This window comes from Actinospineispora spinosispora DSM 44797, assembly GCF_000429025.1.
Taxonomy (GTDB): domain Bacteria; phylum Actinomycetota; class Actinomycetes; order Mycobacteriales; family Pseudonocardiaceae; genus Pseudonocardia; species Pseudonocardia spinosispora.
In genome coordinates this window covers 314,371-329,502 of sequence record NZ_AUBB01000006.1, presented here as the reverse complement: position 1 = coordinate 329,502, position 15,132 = coordinate 314,371, and the positions used below count along the sequence as shown (strand labels likewise).

General features: G+C 70.2%; 14 protein-coding genes. 3 read left to right on the top strand and 11 right to left on the bottom strand.

Annotation, left to right across the window (positions count from 1 at the left end):
• Complete coding sequence (locus tag G406_RS0101665) at nt 1-525, top strand: NADPH-dependent FMN reductase (protein ID WP_051341309.1); 525 nt, start codon at nt 1-3, stop codon at nt 523-525.
• 57 nt (nt 526-582) lie between these two features.
• On the opposite strand, the gene G406_RS0101660 is transcribed toward G406_RS0101665, so the two are convergent.
• Genes G406_RS0101660 through G406_RS0101645 form a run of 4 tightly spaced genes read right to left on the bottom strand, consistent with a single transcriptional unit; the run spans nt 583 to nt 4,927 of the window.
• Nucleotides 583-1,665 carry an ABC transporter ATP-binding protein gene (locus G406_RS0101660; RefSeq protein WP_028932434.1) on the bottom strand — a complete coding sequence of 361 codons (1,083 nt, stop codon included), beginning with the start codon at nt 1,663-1,665 and terminating at the stop codon, nt 583-585.
• Nucleotides 1,666-1,695: 30 nt separating this feature from the next.
• On the bottom strand, nt 1,696-2,520 hold the full coding sequence (locus tag G406_RS0101655) for a carbohydrate ABC transporter permease (protein ID WP_211241027.1): 825 nt from the start codon (nt 2,518-2,520) through the stop codon (nt 1,696-1,698).
• A gap of 50 nt (nt 2,521-2,570) precedes the next feature.
• Nucleotides 2,571-3,518: a carbohydrate ABC transporter permease gene (locus G406_RS0101650; RefSeq protein ID WP_028932432.1), complete on the bottom strand. Its 948-nt coding sequence runs from the start codon at nt 3,516-3,518 to the stop codon at nt 2,571-2,573.
• On the bottom strand, nt 3,515-4,927 hold the full coding sequence (locus G406_RS0101645) for an ABC transporter substrate-binding protein (RefSeq protein ID WP_425414553.1): 1,413 nt from the start codon (nt 4,925-4,927) through the stop codon (nt 3,515-3,517). The genes G406_RS0101650 and G406_RS0101645 overlap by 4 nt, the downstream gene beginning before the upstream one ends.
• 170 nt (nt 4,928-5,097) lie before the next feature.
• Here G406_RS0101645 and G406_RS0101640 point away from each other — a divergent pair, with 170 nt between their 5' ends.
• Nucleotides 5,098-6,102, top strand: coding sequence for a LacI family DNA-binding transcriptional regulator (locus G406_RS0101640; RefSeq protein ID WP_245606974.1), 1,005 nt, complete (start codon nt 5,098-5,100; stop codon nt 6,100-6,102).
• A gap of 12 nt (nt 6,103-6,114) precedes the next feature.
• Here G406_RS0101640 and G406_RS0101635 read toward each other — a convergent pair whose 3' ends face one another.
• Nucleotides 6,115-7,008, bottom strand: coding sequence for a hypothetical protein (locus tag G406_RS0101635; RefSeq protein ID WP_028932429.1), 894 nt, complete (start codon nt 7,006-7,008; stop codon nt 6,115-6,117).
• Between the two features lie 115 nt (nt 7,009-7,123).
• On the opposite strand from G406_RS0101635, the gene xylB reads away from it, so the two are divergent.
• On the top strand, nt 7,124-8,530 hold the full coding sequence (xylB, locus tag G406_RS0101630; protein WP_028932428.1) for a xylulokinase: 1,407 nt from the start codon (nt 7,124-7,126) through the stop codon (nt 8,528-8,530).
• A gap of 163 nt (nt 8,531-8,693) precedes the next feature.
• On the opposite strand, the gene G406_RS44075 is transcribed toward xylB, so the two are convergent.
• Genes G406_RS44075 through G406_RS44060 form a run of 6 tightly spaced genes read right to left on the bottom strand, consistent with a single transcriptional unit; the run spans nt 8,694 to nt 15,069 of the window.
• Nucleotides 8,694-9,965, bottom strand: coding sequence for a mannitol dehydrogenase family protein (locus G406_RS44075; RefSeq protein WP_169736563.1), 1,272 nt, complete (start codon nt 9,963-9,965; stop codon nt 8,694-8,696).
• Nucleotides 9,962-11,176 carry a D-mannonate dehydratase ManD gene (gene manD, locus G406_RS0101620; protein ID WP_028932427.1) on the bottom strand — a complete coding sequence of 405 codons (1,215 nt, stop codon included), beginning with the start codon at nt 11,174-11,176 and terminating at the stop codon, nt 9,962-9,964. The genes G406_RS44075 and manD overlap by 4 nt, the downstream gene beginning before the upstream one ends.
• Nucleotides 11,173-12,174, bottom strand: coding sequence for an alcohol dehydrogenase catalytic domain-containing protein (locus tag G406_RS44070; RefSeq protein WP_037074635.1), 1,002 nt, complete (start codon nt 12,172-12,174; stop codon nt 11,173-11,175). The genes manD and G406_RS44070 overlap by 4 nt, the downstream gene beginning before the upstream one ends.
• Nucleotides 12,171-13,514, bottom strand: a complete 1,344-nt coding sequence (locus tag G406_RS0101610; RefSeq protein WP_028932426.1) for an MFS transporter — start codon at nt 13,512-13,514, stop codon at nt 12,171-12,173. Before G406_RS0101610 ends, G406_RS44070 begins: the two co-directional genes overlap by 4 nt.
• A complete protein-coding gene (locus tag G406_RS44065) occupies nt 13,511-14,482 on the bottom strand; it encodes a PfkB family carbohydrate kinase (protein WP_051341305.1) in 972 nt (323 codons plus the stop codon). Before G406_RS44065 ends, G406_RS0101610 begins: the two co-directional genes overlap by 4 nt.
• Nucleotides 14,479-15,069, bottom strand: a complete 591-nt coding sequence (locus G406_RS44060) for a bifunctional 4-hydroxy-2-oxoglutarate aldolase/2-dehydro-3-deoxy-phosphogluconate aldolase (RefSeq protein ID WP_037074634.1) — start codon at nt 15,067-15,069, stop codon at nt 14,479-14,481. Before G406_RS44060 ends, G406_RS44065 begins: the two co-directional genes overlap by 4 nt.
• Nucleotides 15,070-15,132 lie beyond the last annotated feature (63 nt).

Here is a 15,132-nt window from a genome sequence, read left to right as displayed (position 1 = left end):
ATGATCGTGCTCGGTCTCAGTGGCAGCCTACGGGCCGGCTCCTACAACAGTCGGCTGCTCGACGTGGCGGCCGACCTGCTTCCCGAAGGCGTGAGCCTGCGGCGCTACGACGGTCTGCGTGACATCCCGCCGTACGAGGAGGATGTCGAAGCGCACGACGCTGTTGTGGCGCTGCGGGAGGCGATCGGTGCGGCGGACGCGGTGCTGATCGCTACCCCGGAGTACAACAGCTCCATCCCCGGACACTTGAAGAACGCCCTCGACTGGGCTTCCCGGCCATTCCCGGACAACTCGCTCAAGGGCAAGCCGGTCGCCGTGATCGGTGCGTCGGTCGGCCTGTTCGGCGCGGTCTGGGCGCAGGCGGAACTGCGCAAGGTGCTCGGCACGATCGGTGCGAAGGTGCTCGACGTCGAGCTGCCGGTCGGCCAGGCGAACGAGGCCTTCACCGACACCGGCCTGGTCGACGAGGACCTGACCAAGGCACTGGCGGACATCCTCACCCAGCTGGTCGAGTCCGCGCGGTGATCCCTCGTGAGTGTTGAGTGTGGCTATAGCCACACCCAACACTCACGAGGGTGGCGGTCAGATGCGCTCGCCGGTCTCCGGGTGGAACAGGTGCAGCTCGTCGCTCGTGGTGTGCAGGGTGATCTTGTCGCCGATGCGGGCGCCGGAGCGGCCGGCGCCGCGCACCACGATCGACTGGCTCGGGTCGTCGATCAGGTTGCCGTAGAGGAAGGCGTCGCTGCCCAGCTCCTCGACCACCGCGATCTCGGCCGCGATGCCGTCGGAGGACCCATTGGCGCTCCACTGCTCGGGACGGATGCCCAGGGTCACCGTCGACACCCCGGCGGAGCTGATCGCCGAGCGTTGCGCCGTGGTCAGCGGCACGACCTGGCCGCCGAGCTTGGCGCCCTCCTCGACGACCGGCACCGTGTACAGGTTCATCGCGGGAGAGCCGATGAAGCCCGCCACAAAGGCATTCTTCGGCTTGTCGTACAGCTCGGCCGGACTGGCGAACTGCTGAAGCTCACCGAGCTTCAGCACCGCCACCCGGTTGCCCATCGTCATCGCCTCGACCTGGTCGTGCGTGACGTAGATGGTCGTCACGCCCAGGCGCTTCTGCAGCGACGCGATCTCCGCGCGGGTCCCGACGCGCATCTTCGCGTCCAGGTTCGACAGCGGCTCGTCCATCAGGAACACCTGCGGCTCGCGCACGATCGCGCGCCCCATCGCGACGCGTTGGCGCTGACCGCCGGACAGCGCGCGGGGCTTGCGGTCGAGGAACTCGGTGAGCCCGAGCACCTCGCCCGCTTCGCGGACCTTCTTCTCCCGCTCGGCCTTCGGCATACCGCGCATCTTCAGCGGGAAGTCCATGTTCTCGCCGACGGTCTTGTTCGGGTACAGCGCGTAGTTCTGGAACACCATGGCGATGTCCCGCTCGCGCGACGGCACGCCGACCATGTTCTTGCCGCCGATGCGGATGGCGCCCTGGTCGATCTCCTCCAGACCGGCGAGCATGCGCAGCGCCGTCGACTTGCCGCAGCCCGAAGGTCCCACGAACACGACGAACTCGCCGTCGGAGATCTCGAGGTTGAGCTTGTTGACCGCGGGCTTCGCACCCGGCGTGTAGATGCGCGACGCGGCGTCGTAGACGACCTCAGCCATGGTGGTTCCTCTCGACAGACAGGGGCCGGTTCACTTGACCGCGCCGAACGACAGACCTTGGACCAGCTTGTTCTGCGCGATCCAGCCGGCGATGACCACCGGGAGGGCGGCCATCGTGGCCGCCGCGCAGAGCTTGGCGAAGTACAGTCCCTCGCTCGTGATGAACCCGACGAGGAACACCGGCACGGTGCCGGCCCGCGCCGCCGTCAGGTTGACCGCGAGGAAGAACTCGTTCCAGGCGAAGATCACGCAGATCAGCGCGGTCGCCGCGATGCCGGGGGAGACCACCGGGAGCACGACCTCGCGCATCGTGCGGGGCAGCGACGCGCCGTCGATGCTGGCGGCCTCCAGCAGGGCGCCGGGCACCTCCAGGAAGAACGAGCGCATCATCCACACCGCGATCGGCAGGTTCATCGCTGTGTACAGAACCACCAGGGTCCAGATGTTGTCCAGCACGTGCAGCTTGTTGACCACCACGTAGATCGGCACGATCGCCGCGACGATCGGCAGCATCTTCGTGCTGATGAAGAAGAACAGCACGTCGCGGGTCTTCGCCACCGGGTGCAGTGACACGGCGAACGCGGCGGGCGTCGCCAGTAGCAGGACCAGCAGCGTCGAGATGAGCGTCGCGCCGACGGAGTTGAGCAGGTACGGGCCGATGCCGGAGCCGAACACCTCCTGGAACTGCTCCAGTGTCGGGGTGAAGAACAGCTTCGGCGGATCGGTGTAGGCGTCCGCCTCGTGCTTGAACGCGGTCAGCACCATCCACAGGACCGGGAAGAAGAAAACGATGCCGACGACCCAGGCGATGACACCCAGGACGACGTTCGCGGCGTTGCCCTTCTTACGGTTCATCGGCTCCGCGTGGTGGGTGGCCGGCTTGACGGTGGTCGTCGAGGTGCTCATCAGGCCGACTCCTCGTTTCCACTGAACGTGCGGAAGATCAGGCGTAGCGCGAACGTCGAGACGATCGTGGTGAGCAGCGCGACCACCACACCCATCGCCGCGGACTGGCCGATGTCGAAGCCGAGGAACGCGCGCTGGTAGATGTAGAACGGCAGGTTAGAGCTGGCGATACCGGGACCGCCGCTGGTCATCATGTAGATCGCGTCGAACTGGTTGATCAGGTAGATCGTGCCGAGCACGATGCCCAGCTCGATGAACCGGCGCAGGTGCGGGACGGTGATCTCGCGGAAGATGGCGAAGTTCGACGCCCCGTCCACCCCGGCTGCTTCCAGCACGTCGGCCGGCTGGCTCTGCAGACCGGCCAGGATCAGCAGCATCATGAACGGCGTCCACTGCCATACCAGCGCCATCATGACCGCCATCAGCGGGAACTTCGAGATCCAGTCCACGTGGCTGGCACCGAACGGGCTCAGTACGAAGTTCACCAGGCCGTACGTCGGGTCGAGCAGCACCGTCTTCCACAGCAGCGCCGCGGCCACCGGGGTGATCAGGAACGGCGTGATCAGCAGCGTGCGGACGAAGCCCCTGCCGAAGAACGCCCGGTTCAGCAGCAGCGCCAGCAGTAGCCCGAGCGCGACCGCGATCAGCACCGAGCCGACGGTGAGCACCACGGTGTTCAGCGCGACGGTCCGGAACTGGTTGTCGGTGAACACCCTGGCGTAGTTCTCGAACCACACGAAGTGCTGCGAACCCGGCCGCACCAGGTTCCAGGACTGGAGCGAGTAGAAGATCGTCACCACGAACGGCAGCTGCGTCACGATGAAGGTGAAGATCAGCGCCGGTAACAGCGGCGCTCTCCGGATCCAGCCGTCGGACTTGGAGCCAGGGCCCCGCTCCGGACGAGCGGGGCGGCTGGGGGTGGTCGCGGCTTCGAGGGTCGCGGTCATCGGTTTCCCTCCTGCCGATAGGTCTCACCGACGGTGTCGGCGTACTTCTGCGCTTGTTCGAGCGATTCCTGCACCGTCTGCGCCCCGGCGATGGTGGCGCTGATCTGCTGGCTCACCCGGGTGCCCAGATCCTGGAACTCGGGGATGCCGACGAACTGGATGCCGGTGTAGGGGACCGGGGTCGCGGTCGGGTGGTCCTGGTCGGCGTTGTTGATCGCGTCCAGCGTCGGCTGCAGGAACGCCGCCGCTGCCTGCTGGTACTCCGGAATCTGGTAGGTCGAGGTGCGGGAACCCGGCGGGATGCGGGCCCAGCCGAGCGTGCTCCCGACCAGGTGCATGTACTCCTTGGACGTCATCCAGGACATGAACTGCCACGCCGCGTCGGTGTGCTCGGAGGTCTTCGGGATGGCAAGTGCCCAGCTGTAGAGCCAGCCGGAGTGCTGAGTGTTGACCACCGGGGCGGCGACATAGCCGACGTTGCCGGCGACCTTGCTCTCCTTCGGGTCCTCCAGGACGCTCACCGCCGAGGTCGCGTCGTACCACATCGCGGCGTTGCCCTGGCCGAACTGCGTCGCGCACTCGGAGAACCCGGCGCTCGCGCTGCCCGGCTCGCCGTACTCGCGCACGAGGTCGGTGTAGAACTGCACCGCCTGGGTCGTGGCGGGTGAGTTGAGCTGGCCGTTCCAGTTCATGTCGAACCAGCTGCCGCCGAAGGTGTTGATCACGGTGTCGAGCGGCGCGAGCACCTCGCCCCAGCCGGGCTTGCCGCGCAGGCAGATGCCGGCCCGGCTTTGCGCGGGATCGTTGAGCTTCGCGGCCATGTCGCGGACCTGCTGCCAGGTCGGGTTCGGCGGCATGGTGATCCCGGCCTGGGAGAACAGGTCCTTGCGGTACATCAGGAACGACGACTCGCCGTAGAACGGGACCGCGAACAGGTGGCCGTCCGAGGACAGCGCGTTGCGCACCGAGGGAAGGAAGTCGGCCGGGTCGTAGCCGGGGGTCGCGTCGGCGAGCGGCTGCAGGTCGGTGAGCCAGCCGTTCTTCGCCCACTGCGGCGTTTCGTAGTTGCTGATCATCACGACGTCGAACTCGCCGCCGCCGGTCGACACCGATGCGGTGATCTTGGCGCGGGCCTCGTTCTCCGACAGGCTGACGAACTTCAGCCGGATGTTCGGGTGCGTCTTCTGGAACTCCGGAACCAGCGAGATCGCGTCCTGCATCTGCGGGTTGGACACGATGGCGACGGTGACCGTCTGCACTCCGTCACCACCGCCGCCGAGAGCACCCGCGCCGGCACAACCGGTGAGCGCGAGCGCCGGCAACAGGAAGGCGGCGGCGAGGAACGCGCGCCATCGTCGTGGCCCCGGACTGATCGATGGTCGCGGTATCCGCTCATCCGCTGGGGCCACGGTGCCCTCCAAGGTGTGTCGACACGGACTCGTTGACTACGGAAGTAATCGTGTCCTGAGTCACAGCTTGACGTACCATAAGTGGCACGTAAACGCTTTCGCAACCGCTTGCGCAGTAACTTTGGATTCAGACGGATAACAACCCACACCGGAGGTGGCCCATCGCGACGATGGCCGATGTGGCACGCCTCGCCGGGGTCTCGATCGCCACCGTCTCGCATGTTCTCAACGGAACCCGGCCGGTGCGGCCGCGCACTCGCGAGCAGGTGCTCAACGCCGTGCGGCGGGCCAACTACACGCCGAACACGGTGGCACGGTCGCTGGCGACGGCGCGCACGACGACGATCGGGCTCGCGCTCTCGGCGATCTCCAATCCCTACTTCGGGGACCTGTTGCGCTCGGTGGAGGACGCGGCGACCGAGGCCGGGTACACGCTCCTGCTCGCCGACCCGAGGGAGGAGCCGGAGTACGAGCTGACCGTCGTCCGACGGTTGCAGCACCGCAGGGTCGACGGGCTGATCCTCGCGCCGTCGGCCCAGCCGCACGCCGCCCTGGAGTTCCTGTCCGACCACCGGGTGCCGACGGTGCTATTGGACCGGCTGATCCAGGCCGGGCTCGACCAGGTCGGTTCGGAGAACGTCGAGCCCGTCGCCGATCTGGTCGGACACCTCGCCGGGCGCGGTCACCGCCGGATCGCCATGGTGGCGGGACATCCGGGTCTGGCGACCACGCTGGAACGGCGGGAGGGTTACCTGCTCGGTCTGCGGCGGGCCGGGCTGCCCGCCGAGCCCGGGCTGCTCGTCGGCGGTCGCTCGGAGACCGAGGCGGCGCGCCAGGCGGTGCACGCTCTGATGGCGCTGGACCAGCGGCCCACCGCGATCATCACCGGCAACAACTCGATGACCATCGGTGCGATGACCGCGCTGCGGGAAGCCGGCGTCGAGGTCCCGGGCGGGATGGCGCTGGTCGGGTTCGACGACTTCCCCTGGGCGAGCCTGTTCAGCCCGGGGCTGACGGCCGTCGCGCAGCCGTTCGCCGAGATGGGCCGGCGCGCCGTGGAACTGCTGCTGGCCCGGATGACCACACCGGACGCGCCGGCGACGACCGTGCGTCTACCCCCGACCTTCGTGCACCGCGAGTCCTGCGGCTGCCCGAGGCGGGCCACGAACCCGTGAGCGCCGCGGCACTCACGGGGTGAGGTCGAGCACCGCGGTGTTGCCCTCGAGGCCGAGCAGCGTGATGTTCACGTCCTTGGCGCCGTTGCTGAGCGTCGCGGTGGAGCCCGGCGACCCGATCTCGGACGTGGAGGTCGAGCCGTTCGAATCGGTCAGCGCGGCGGTGACCTTGCCCGACTCGACGGAGATCCGCAGCGCCAGACCGTTCACCGTGAGGTCGACCGAGCCCGAGACGGAGATCTGGCAGGTGCCGTCCTGGCACGCCGCGACATCCGTGCCGTCCCTCGCGGGTGGGAGCGGGCCGGGGTTACCGGGGGAGACCGACACCGGCGCGGCACCCGGTCGTGCCGCCGGTTCGCATCGCGGTGCCACGTCGTAGGCGCTCTTGAGCGTCGGGTTGCGCTCGGCGATCGCCGGCAGGTCCGGGCCCGAGGGTTTCACCGAGTCGAACAGCTGCCCGATCCGTCTGGCCCGGACGAGCTTGTCCGGCAAGGACAGCGACTGGCTCGCGCCCGGTTCCCCCGCGAGCCCGCTGATCTCTGTGCTGACGTCGCCCATCGCTTTCGCGTAGCCGGCGACCAACGCGTCGGCCTCGGGTATGCCGCTGGGCGGCTGGGTCTGGAACGCCTTGGTGAGGCTTTGCGCATCGAGACCGGCGAACGTCAGGTACTGGTCGACGTCCATCTCGGTGAACGGGTCCGAGGCCGAGGCGTCCCCGGGCAGCCGGCGCAAGCTCGCCTGTCGTTCGCGCAGTGTCGTCGTGGTGGTGCACACGCTGTCGGCCCAGGTGACCAGCGCCCTGGTGGGACCGGGCGGGGGTGGAGCGGGCGGGGCCGGGGCGGGCGCGGCACACCCGCAGACGCCGAGGACGAGCGCGCACGCCCACGCGAGCCGCCAGGTGTTCATCCGCACCACGAGACCGCCCCTGTGTGAGACCCGTCGAACCGGTAGGCGTCCATTATGGATCTTGATGGGCCACTACGGGTCGTCCAACTTGCCGTCGATCGCGATACTGCCTCGCATGACGGATGCGCGACTTGTCGCCGGAGTGGACTCCTCGACCCAGGCAACCAAGATCGTCGTGGTGGACCTGGAGTCGGGTGCGACGGTCCGCGAAGGGCGCTGCGCCCACCCGCCAGGCACGGAGATCGATCCGAGGGAGTGGTGGACGGCCCTGGGGAAAGCGGCCGAGGGCGGTGTGCTGGACGGCGTCCAGGCCATCTCGGTCGCCGGCCAGCAACACGGCATGGTGCTGCTCGACGAGGCGGGCGACCCGGTGCGCGACGCGCTGCTGTGGAACGACACCCGGTCGGCGGACGCGGCGGCCGACCTGATCGACGAGCTGGGTGGGCCGCAACGCTGGGCGAGCGAGGTGGGAACGGTCCCGGTCGCGAGCATCACCGCGACGAAGCTGCGCTGGACAGCCCGCGCCGAACCCGAGGTCGCGGACCGGGCACGGCGGGTGATGCTCCCGCACGACTGGCTGACCTGGCTGCTCGCCGGAGGCCGGGGCGAGGCGGTCACCGATCGCGGTGAGGCGTCCGGCACCGGCTACTGGTCGACCGTCACCGGCGAGTACCGGCCCGACCTGCTGCGGATGGCCTTCGGTCGCGACCTAGAGGTGCCCAGGGTCTGCGCGCCCGGCGAACGGGCCGGTGCCGCGACCGAGCTGGCGGGCGGTGCGCTGCTCGCGGCGGGCACGGGTGACAACATGGGCGCGGCGTTGGGAGCCGGTGCCGAACCCGGAGACGTGCTGGTCTCGATCGGTACCAGCGGCACCGTGTTCGCGGCGCACGACCAGCCCGTCGCCGATCCCTCTGGCGTCGTCGCGGGCTTCGCCGACGCGTCCGGCGGCTACCTGCCACTGGTCGCCACGCTGAACGCCGCGCGGGTGCTGCGGGCGGGCGCCGATCTGCTCGGGGTCGACCTGGCCGAACTGGACCGCCTCGCGCTCCGCGCGGCGCCGGGTGCGGCCGGTCTCGTTCTGCTGCCGTACCTGGAGGGCGAACGCACCCCCAACCGGCCGACCGCGCGCGGCCAGATCTCCGGCCTGACCGGGGCGAACGCCACACCGACCAACCTCGCGCGCGCCGTCGTCGAGGGCATGCTGTGCGGTCTCGCGGACGGCCTGGACGGACTGGTCGCCCAGGGCGTGCCGGTCCACCGGGTGCTGCTGCTGGGCGGCGGCAGCCGGTCGGCGGCGGTCCAGGAGCTGGCCCCGTTGATCTTCGGTGTGCCGGTCACGGTCCTGGCTCCCGCCGAGTACGTGGCGGTGGGCGCGGCCCGCCAGGCGGCCTGGGCCCTCACCGGCGAACCCCCCACCTGGCCCCGACCCGAGGAATCCAGCCCATCCCTGCCCGAGGACGCCGCGAACACGGCGGACACGATCCGAAGCGCCTACACGGCAGCCAGGGACACCTCCGCCTGACCCCACCCCGCGAGTCGCGGCTCTGAGCACACCGAGTCGGGGCCCCCAGCACAGGGTCATGTACCCAGACGCGCGACTCGCTGTGCCGACGTGCCCGACTCGCGGGTACCAGCCACCCACCCAGCCCACCCGCCCCACCGGCCTCGTGCCAGGGGGCGGGTGGTTACGGGGAGCTGTGGCGGGCCTGGGCGACGGCGTGGACGAAGTCGGCGTGGTCGGCTGCCTCCGGGTGGACCGTGCGCAGTGCGTCCGCCGTGGTCCGGGTCGCGCGGATGCGGGCGGCCATCGGGTCGTCGAGGTCGAGCGGGCGGCCCGTGTCGTCCACGCTGGTGGTGGTGCAGCGCAGCCAGGCGCCGACCGCCGCGGCCAGACCGTGAGGCATGCGGCCGAGGCGCAGGTTCGCCACCGCCGAGTCGAGCAGCCGGGGGCCGACCTTCAGCGATCCGTCGCCGCAGACCTGGGCGGTGGCGTGGCGCAGCGCCGGATTGGCGCAGCGTTCGAACACGCTGTCCAGGTAGTCGGTGAGCCGGGTGCCCTCCGGCGCGCGCAGGATCGGCAGCACGTCGTCCACCAGCATCGACCGCACCGCACCCACGATCGTCTCGTCCGCCATCACGTCCGCGACGTAGCGGTGCCCGGCGAGCACACCCCACCAGCACAGCGCCGAATGGGCCGCGTTCAGGATGCGCAGCTTGCGCTCGGCGTAGACCGCGACCTCGCGGCTCAGGACCGCGCCTCCGAGTGTCAGGTCCGGGAGCACCCCCGGGCCGGGATCGGCGATCACCCATTCCAGGAACGGCTCCGTGACCAGGGCGCACTCGTCGCGCCAGCCCAGCGACCCCGACGCCGCCGCGCACACGTCCTCGGTCGTGCGCGGCACCATGCGGTCGACCACGGTGTCCGGGAACCGCACGTTCTCCCGGACCCAGGTGCGTGCCGCCTCGTCACCCAGCGCCTCGTCAACCAGGCCGGCGAGCAGCACCCCGTTCCCCGGCAGGTTGTCGCAGCTCAGCACTGTCAGCGGCGCACCGGTACGGGACCGTTCCCGGAGACCCTCGGCGAGCTGTCCGGCCGCGACACTCGGCGGCCGGTAGCCCTTCTCGGTGACGGTGACCGTCACCAGCCGGGTCGACCCGGCCGCCACGTCCCGGGTCACCCGGTGCGGATCGTCACCGGCGAAGTAGGCGTCGTGCACGGAGCCGACGACGGTGGCCGGGCCGGACCGGTCGTACATCAGGCTGTAGCGGCAGCTCTGGCGGCGCAGGGCCTCGGCGGCGGCGGGGGAGCGCTGGCTCACCCCGACCATGCCCCAGCTCAGGTCACCGGTCGCGACCATCATGCGTTCCAGGACCACGGCCTGATGAGCCCGGGCGAACCCGCCGATACCCAGGTGCAGCACGCCGGGGCGGACCTCGGCGGGATCTAGCGGGTTCACCAGTCCCACATCGACCCGTCGGTCAGCCGGTTCACCGGCAAGTACTGCGGCTGGTACGGGTAGCGGGCGGCGGCCTGTTCGTCGAGCTCCACACCCAGGCCAGGCGCGTCGCCGGGATGCATCAGGCCGTCGTGCATCGTGTAGCCGACCGAGAACACCTCGCGCCACGGGTCGAGATGGCCCATGTACTCCTGGATGCCGAAGTTGGGGATCGCCATGTCCAGGTGCAGCGCCGAGGCGAACGACACCGGCGACAGGTCGCCGGCGCCGTGCGAACCGGACCGCACCCCGTACACGTTGGCCAGCGCGAACACGTCCCGCAGGTGCGTGATCCCGCCGGTGTGCGACACCGAGGTGCGGATGTAGTCGATGAGCCGCTCGGTGATCAGCTGGTTGCAGTCGTAGACGCTGTTGAACACCTCGCCGACGGCGAGCGGGGTGGTGGTGTGCTGGCGGATCGTCCGGAACGCGGACTGGTCCTCCGCGGGTGTGCTGTCCTCGATCCAGAACATTCGGTACGGCTCGAGCGACTTGCCCAGCTGGCCCGCCTCGATGGGGGACAGCCGGTGGTGCACGTCGTGCAGCAGTCGGACCGTGGGGCCGAACTCGTCCCGGACGGCGGCCACCATCTTCGGCACGAAGTCGAGGTAGGCGGCGGTGTCCCAGACGTTCTCGGTTGGCTGCTCCCCGTCGGCGGGCTCGTAGGTGTGCCCGGCGCTCTTGCCGCCGATGCCGTAGGTCGAGTCCAGACCCGGCACGGCGGCCTGGACCCGGATCGCCCGGTAGCCCTGGTCGCGGTAGTGGGCGACGTCGGTGAGCAGCTCTTCGATCGTCGAGCCGTTGGCGTGCCCGTAGACCGTGACGCCCTCGCGTGCGGCGCCGCCGAGCAGCCGGTACACGGGCAGCCCGCTGATCTTGCCGAGGATGTCCCACAGCGCGACGTCGACCGCCGCGATCGCGGTCATGGTGACCGGGCCGCGACGCCAGTAGGCGCCCCGGTACAGGTACTGCCAGGTGTCGGTGATGCGGGTCGCGTTCCTGCCGATCAGCAGCGGGCAGACGTGGTCGCGCAGGTAGGAGGCGACGGCCAGCTCGCGTCCGTTGAGCGTCGCGTCCCCCCAGCCGACGAGCCCGTCCTCGGTGGTGATCTTGAGTGTGACGTAGTTGCGGCCGGGGCAGGTGACGATGACGTCGGCTGCGGTGATCTTCATACGGTCGCTCCGGAGCTGAGTACGAGGGTCTTGAGCTGGGTCCGGTCGGTCAGCGCGGTGTGCAGCGCGGTCGCGGCCTCGGTGAGTGGGTAGCTGGCGGTGATGAGCCGTTCCAGGTCGACGCGACCGCTGCCGGCCAACGCGGCGGCCGAGGCGAACGCACCGGGCCCGTACCGGAAGCAGCCGAGTACGTCGAGCTCGTAGCGTTGCGCGTGCACGAGGAACCCGGTGCTCAACGCTCGTCGGGCGGGGGTACCGACCAGCGCGATCCGAGCGCCGGGACGCAGCATGCCCAGCTCGGCGAACGCTTCCGGTGCGCCCGAGCATTCCACCAGGACATCGGCGTTCACCGCGTCCGGCGGTTCGGCGAAGTACTCGTCGGCGAGGCCGTCGGCGCTGGCCAGCCGCGCCTGCGCGGTGTCGATCAGACCGATCCAGCTCGCTCCGGCCAACCGTGCCGCGACCGCCGCGAGCTGTCCGATCGGGCCGGCGCCGGTGATCAGCACCCGGTCACCGAGGCCGATCCCGGCACGGCGGACCGCCCAGGTCCCGACCGCGAGCGGTTCGACCAGCGCGGCCGCGCCGGCACCGAGTGTCGGTACCGGGTGCACGTTCCGCACCGGCATCACGACGTCGCCGCGCAGGGTGCCGTGGGTCGGCGGCGAACCGAGGCAGGTGCCGTTCAGACACAGGTTGTAGCGCCCGGTCCGGCACGGCCGGCACCCGCCGCAGGACACCGCGGGTTCGATGGCGACCCGCCGGCCGACCAGCTCGTCCGGGCCCTCGATCACCTTCCCCGAGCCTTCGTGACCCAGCACCAACGGCGCGGTCACGACGTTCGGCCCGTTGCGTCCGTCGGCGTAGTAGTGCAGGTCGCTGCCGCACAGGCCGGTGGCCTCCAGCGCGATCCGCACGTGACCGGGCGGTAGCGGCGCGGGCGCCAGCTGTTCGATCCTGACGTCCTTCGGGCCGTGCAGCACCGCCGCCTGCCCGGTCATGCGGTGATCCGGGGCGGAAGTGGGGCGACCTTCCGGATACCGACCGTGTAGGTGATCGCGCCGAGGATGCACAGCGCGCCGGACAGCAGCAGTGGCAGCACGAACGAGCCGGTCGCGGCGATCAGGAAACCGGTCATGATCGGGCCCAGCACACCCGCCACGTTGGATGCGAAGTTCTGGATACCGGCGAGCGAGGACACCTGGTCGGCCTGCGGGGCCACGTCGGAGGGCAGGGTCGCGACCGACGCGGCGGAGAAGGCGAGTGCCGCATAGCTGAGCGACAGTAGCGCCAGCGCCTGCCAGGCCTCCGGCACCAGCACGGCGAGCGCGATCACCGAGCTGACCAGCATGCCGCTGGCCAGGCACGTCTTGCGTGCCTTGTTGAGTGACCAGCCACGCTGGATCAGCCGGTCCGAGGTGAACCCACCGAGCAGCGAACCGCCGATCGCGATGATGCCAGGCAGCGCACCGAACAGGCCGAGTTTGAGCAGGTCGAAGCCGCGTTCCTTCACCAGGTAGGTGGGGAACCAGGTGATGAAGAAGTAGATCGCGTAGTTCAGGCAGAAGAAGCCGAACATCATCGCCCACACCGTGCGGTAGCCGAACAGCTGCCGCCAGCGGACCTTCACACCGGCCGACGCCTCGTCCGCGTCGTCCAAGCGGGCGCCGCCGGCCTTGATGTACTCGAACTCGGCTTCGGACAACGTCGGGTGGTCCTTCGGCTCCCGGTAGCCGCGCAGCCACGCGAAGACCCAGATGATCGCCAACAGGCCGGTGATGACGAACGACCACCGCCAGCTCAGCAGCGCGATGATCGCGGTCACGGCGGGCAGCGCGATGGCGGTGCCGGCGCGCGCACCGTTGTCCCAGACGGAGTTGGCCAGTGCCCGTTCGTGACGCGGGAACCAGCGCGACACCGCCTTGGCGCAGCCGAGGTAGCCCGCTGCCTCGCCCACCCCGAGGCCGAGCCGGGTGGCGATGAGCGTGGCGACGTTCTGGACGGCGCCGCCGAGCATGGTGAACACGCCCCAGATCGAGGCGCCGATCGCGAACATGGGTCGCACGCCGTACTTGTCGGTGAGGCTGCCGGCGGGCAGCTGGCCCAACGCGTAGGTGATGAAGAACGAGGACAGCACAAAACCCTGGATCTCGGGCGGGATGTGCAGGTCCTTCGCCATCTCCGGGAGGGCGACGCTCAGGTTCGCGCGGTCCACGTAGTTGATCGTGATCCCGAGGAAGCACAGGACGACGATCCCCCAGCGGGTGTTGTTGCCCCGGCCGCGGGGCCGGGGCGGCGGCTGGGTGGTCGTCTGTCGTCTCGACGGCTGGTTGGTGGTCATGACCGCGACTCCTCGTTGAGTGCGTGGGACGGTTCCGGACAGGACTGGAGGGCTGCGAGTACCTCGTTCAGCGACGCCCGCGCCGCGCCGCCCCGGTGCTGGGTGGACAGGCCGGCCGCGGCCACGGCGACGGGCAGTGCGCTGGCCAGCGCGCTGCCCGCCGCCAGCGCGGCGGCCAGCGTGCCGAGCAGCACGTCACCCGCGCCCGTGGTGTCCACCGGGCGCGGCATCGGGAGGATCGGATAGCGCATGACCTGGCGTTGCTCGCTCAGCACGATCGGCTGTGACCCCTGGCTGACGACGATCGCCGCGTCGGTCAGCGCGCGCAGCGCTGCGGACACCTCGGCCGGGTCGGTCAGCCCGAGCAGCGGCACCGAGTCGCCAGGGCTGGCGATCTTGACCAGGCCACAACCCGGCGCGACCTCGTCCAGCAGCCGCCGCGCCCGTTCCGGCGAGGTGAGCCCGGGGCGGAAGTTGACGTCGTAGCAGGCCGTCGACCCTGCCTCGGACGCGCGGCGGATCGCGCCGGAGACCAGCTCGGCCGCGCCGTCCGACAACGCCGAGGTGATGCCGCTGGTGACCAGGACCGGTGCCGAGTCGATGACCGGTCCCCACCGGTCGAGGTGGGTGCACGCCAGGGTGGTCGCGGCCGAACCCGCGCGCTGGTAGCTGAACCGGGGTTGGCCGTGCACGTCCGAGGTGACGGTGTACGCGCCGGTGGGCGCCGACGCCCGCGCGATGTGCCCGGTGTGGATGCCGCGCCGTTCCAGCTCCCTGATCACCAGCTCGGCGGCGTCGTCCTCACCCAGCACGGTCAGCAGCGCGACCCGCGCACCGGCGAGTGCCGCCGCGCTGGCGGCGTTGAACGCGTCGCCGGACACGGAGTCCGGGGCGAGGGTCCGGCCGTCGGCGTCGTGGTGCCGTTCCACCATCGGCTCGCCCAGCACCAGGACGTCGAACCCACTCATACCGGCGGCTCGCGGCGCACTCGCGCGAACGCGGCGGCCAGCTCGGCCGAGGGCAGGTCGAGCCCCGAGCCGATACCGACGGCGAACGCGCCGGCCGCCAGGTAGTCCGACACGTCGTCCCAGCCGATGCCGCCCGTCGGGACCAGCCGTAGCTCCGGCAGTACCGGGGCGAGTGACCGCAGGTACCTCGGCCCGCCGAGGTGGGCGGGGAAGACCTTGGCGATGCCGGCGCTGCGTGCACCGCTCAGCTCGCCGGGGGTGAATCCGCCCTGGATGAACGGCACGTCCTCAGCCGAGGCGAGAGCCGCCACCCCGTCCACCGGGAACGGGCTGACCAGGAACGCCGCACCCGAGGCGAGGGCCTTCTCCGCCTCCTCCACCGAGCGGATCGTGCCGACCCCGACCTGGCACGGCCGGCCGGCCACCGCGCCGAGCGCGGTGTCCCAGTCGGGAGTGGACGTGGTGAGCTCGACGACCGGGCACCCGGCATCGGTCAGCGCGGTGACGGTGTCGACCGCCCGCTGCCAGGACGGGGATCGAAGCACCGGGAGCACGGCCTGCTGGTAGAGATCCGTCAGTATATTCATTTTCAAGCAACGCCATTCACTTTGGGTGAATAGACGGTACGATCGCGCAACGGGCGGCGTCAA

Coding starts and splice junctions, on each gene's coding strand:
- G406_RS0101665 (WP_051341309.1), top strand. CDS start 1: ATGATCGTGCTCGGTCTCAGTGGCAGCCTACGGGCCGGCTCCTACAAC.
- G406_RS0101660 (WP_028932434.1), bottom strand. CDS start 1,665: ATGGCTGAGGTCGTCTACGACGCCGCGTCGCGCATCTACACGCCGGGT.
- G406_RS0101655 (WP_211241027.1), bottom strand. CDS start 2,520: ATGAACCGTAAGAAGGGCAACGCCGCGAACGTCGTCCTGGGTGTCATC.
- G406_RS0101650 (WP_028932432.1), bottom strand. CDS start 3,518: ATGACCGCGACCCTCGAAGCCGCGACCACCCCCAGCCGCCCCGCTCGT.
- G406_RS0101640 (WP_245606974.1), top strand. CDS start 5,098: ATGGCCGATGTGGCACGCCTCGCCGGGGTCTCGATCGCCACCGTCTCG.
- G406_RS0101635 (WP_028932429.1), bottom strand. CDS start 7,008: ATGAACACCTGGCGGCTCGCGTGGGCGTGCGCGCTCGTCCTCGGCGTC.
- xylB (WP_028932428.1), top strand. CDS start 7,124: ATGACGGATGCGCGACTTGTCGCCGGAGTGGACTCCTCGACCCAGGCA.
- manD (WP_028932427.1), bottom strand. CDS start 11,176: ATGAAGATCACCGCAGCCGACGTCATCGTCACCTGCCCCGGCCGCAAC.
- G406_RS44070 (WP_037074635.1), bottom strand. CDS start 12,174: ATGACCGGGCAGGCGGCGGTGCTGCACGGCCCGAAGGACGTCAGGATC.
- G406_RS0101610 (WP_028932426.1), bottom strand. CDS start 13,514: ATGACCACCAACCAGCCGTCGAGACGACAGACGACCACCCAGCCGCCG.
- G406_RS44065 (WP_051341305.1), bottom strand. CDS start 14,482: ATGAGTGGGTTCGACGTCCTGGTGCTGGGCGAGCCGATGGTGGAACGG.
- G406_RS44060 (WP_037074634.1), bottom strand. CDS start 15,069: ATGAATATACTGACGGATCTCTACCAGCAGGCCGTGCTCCCGGTGCTT.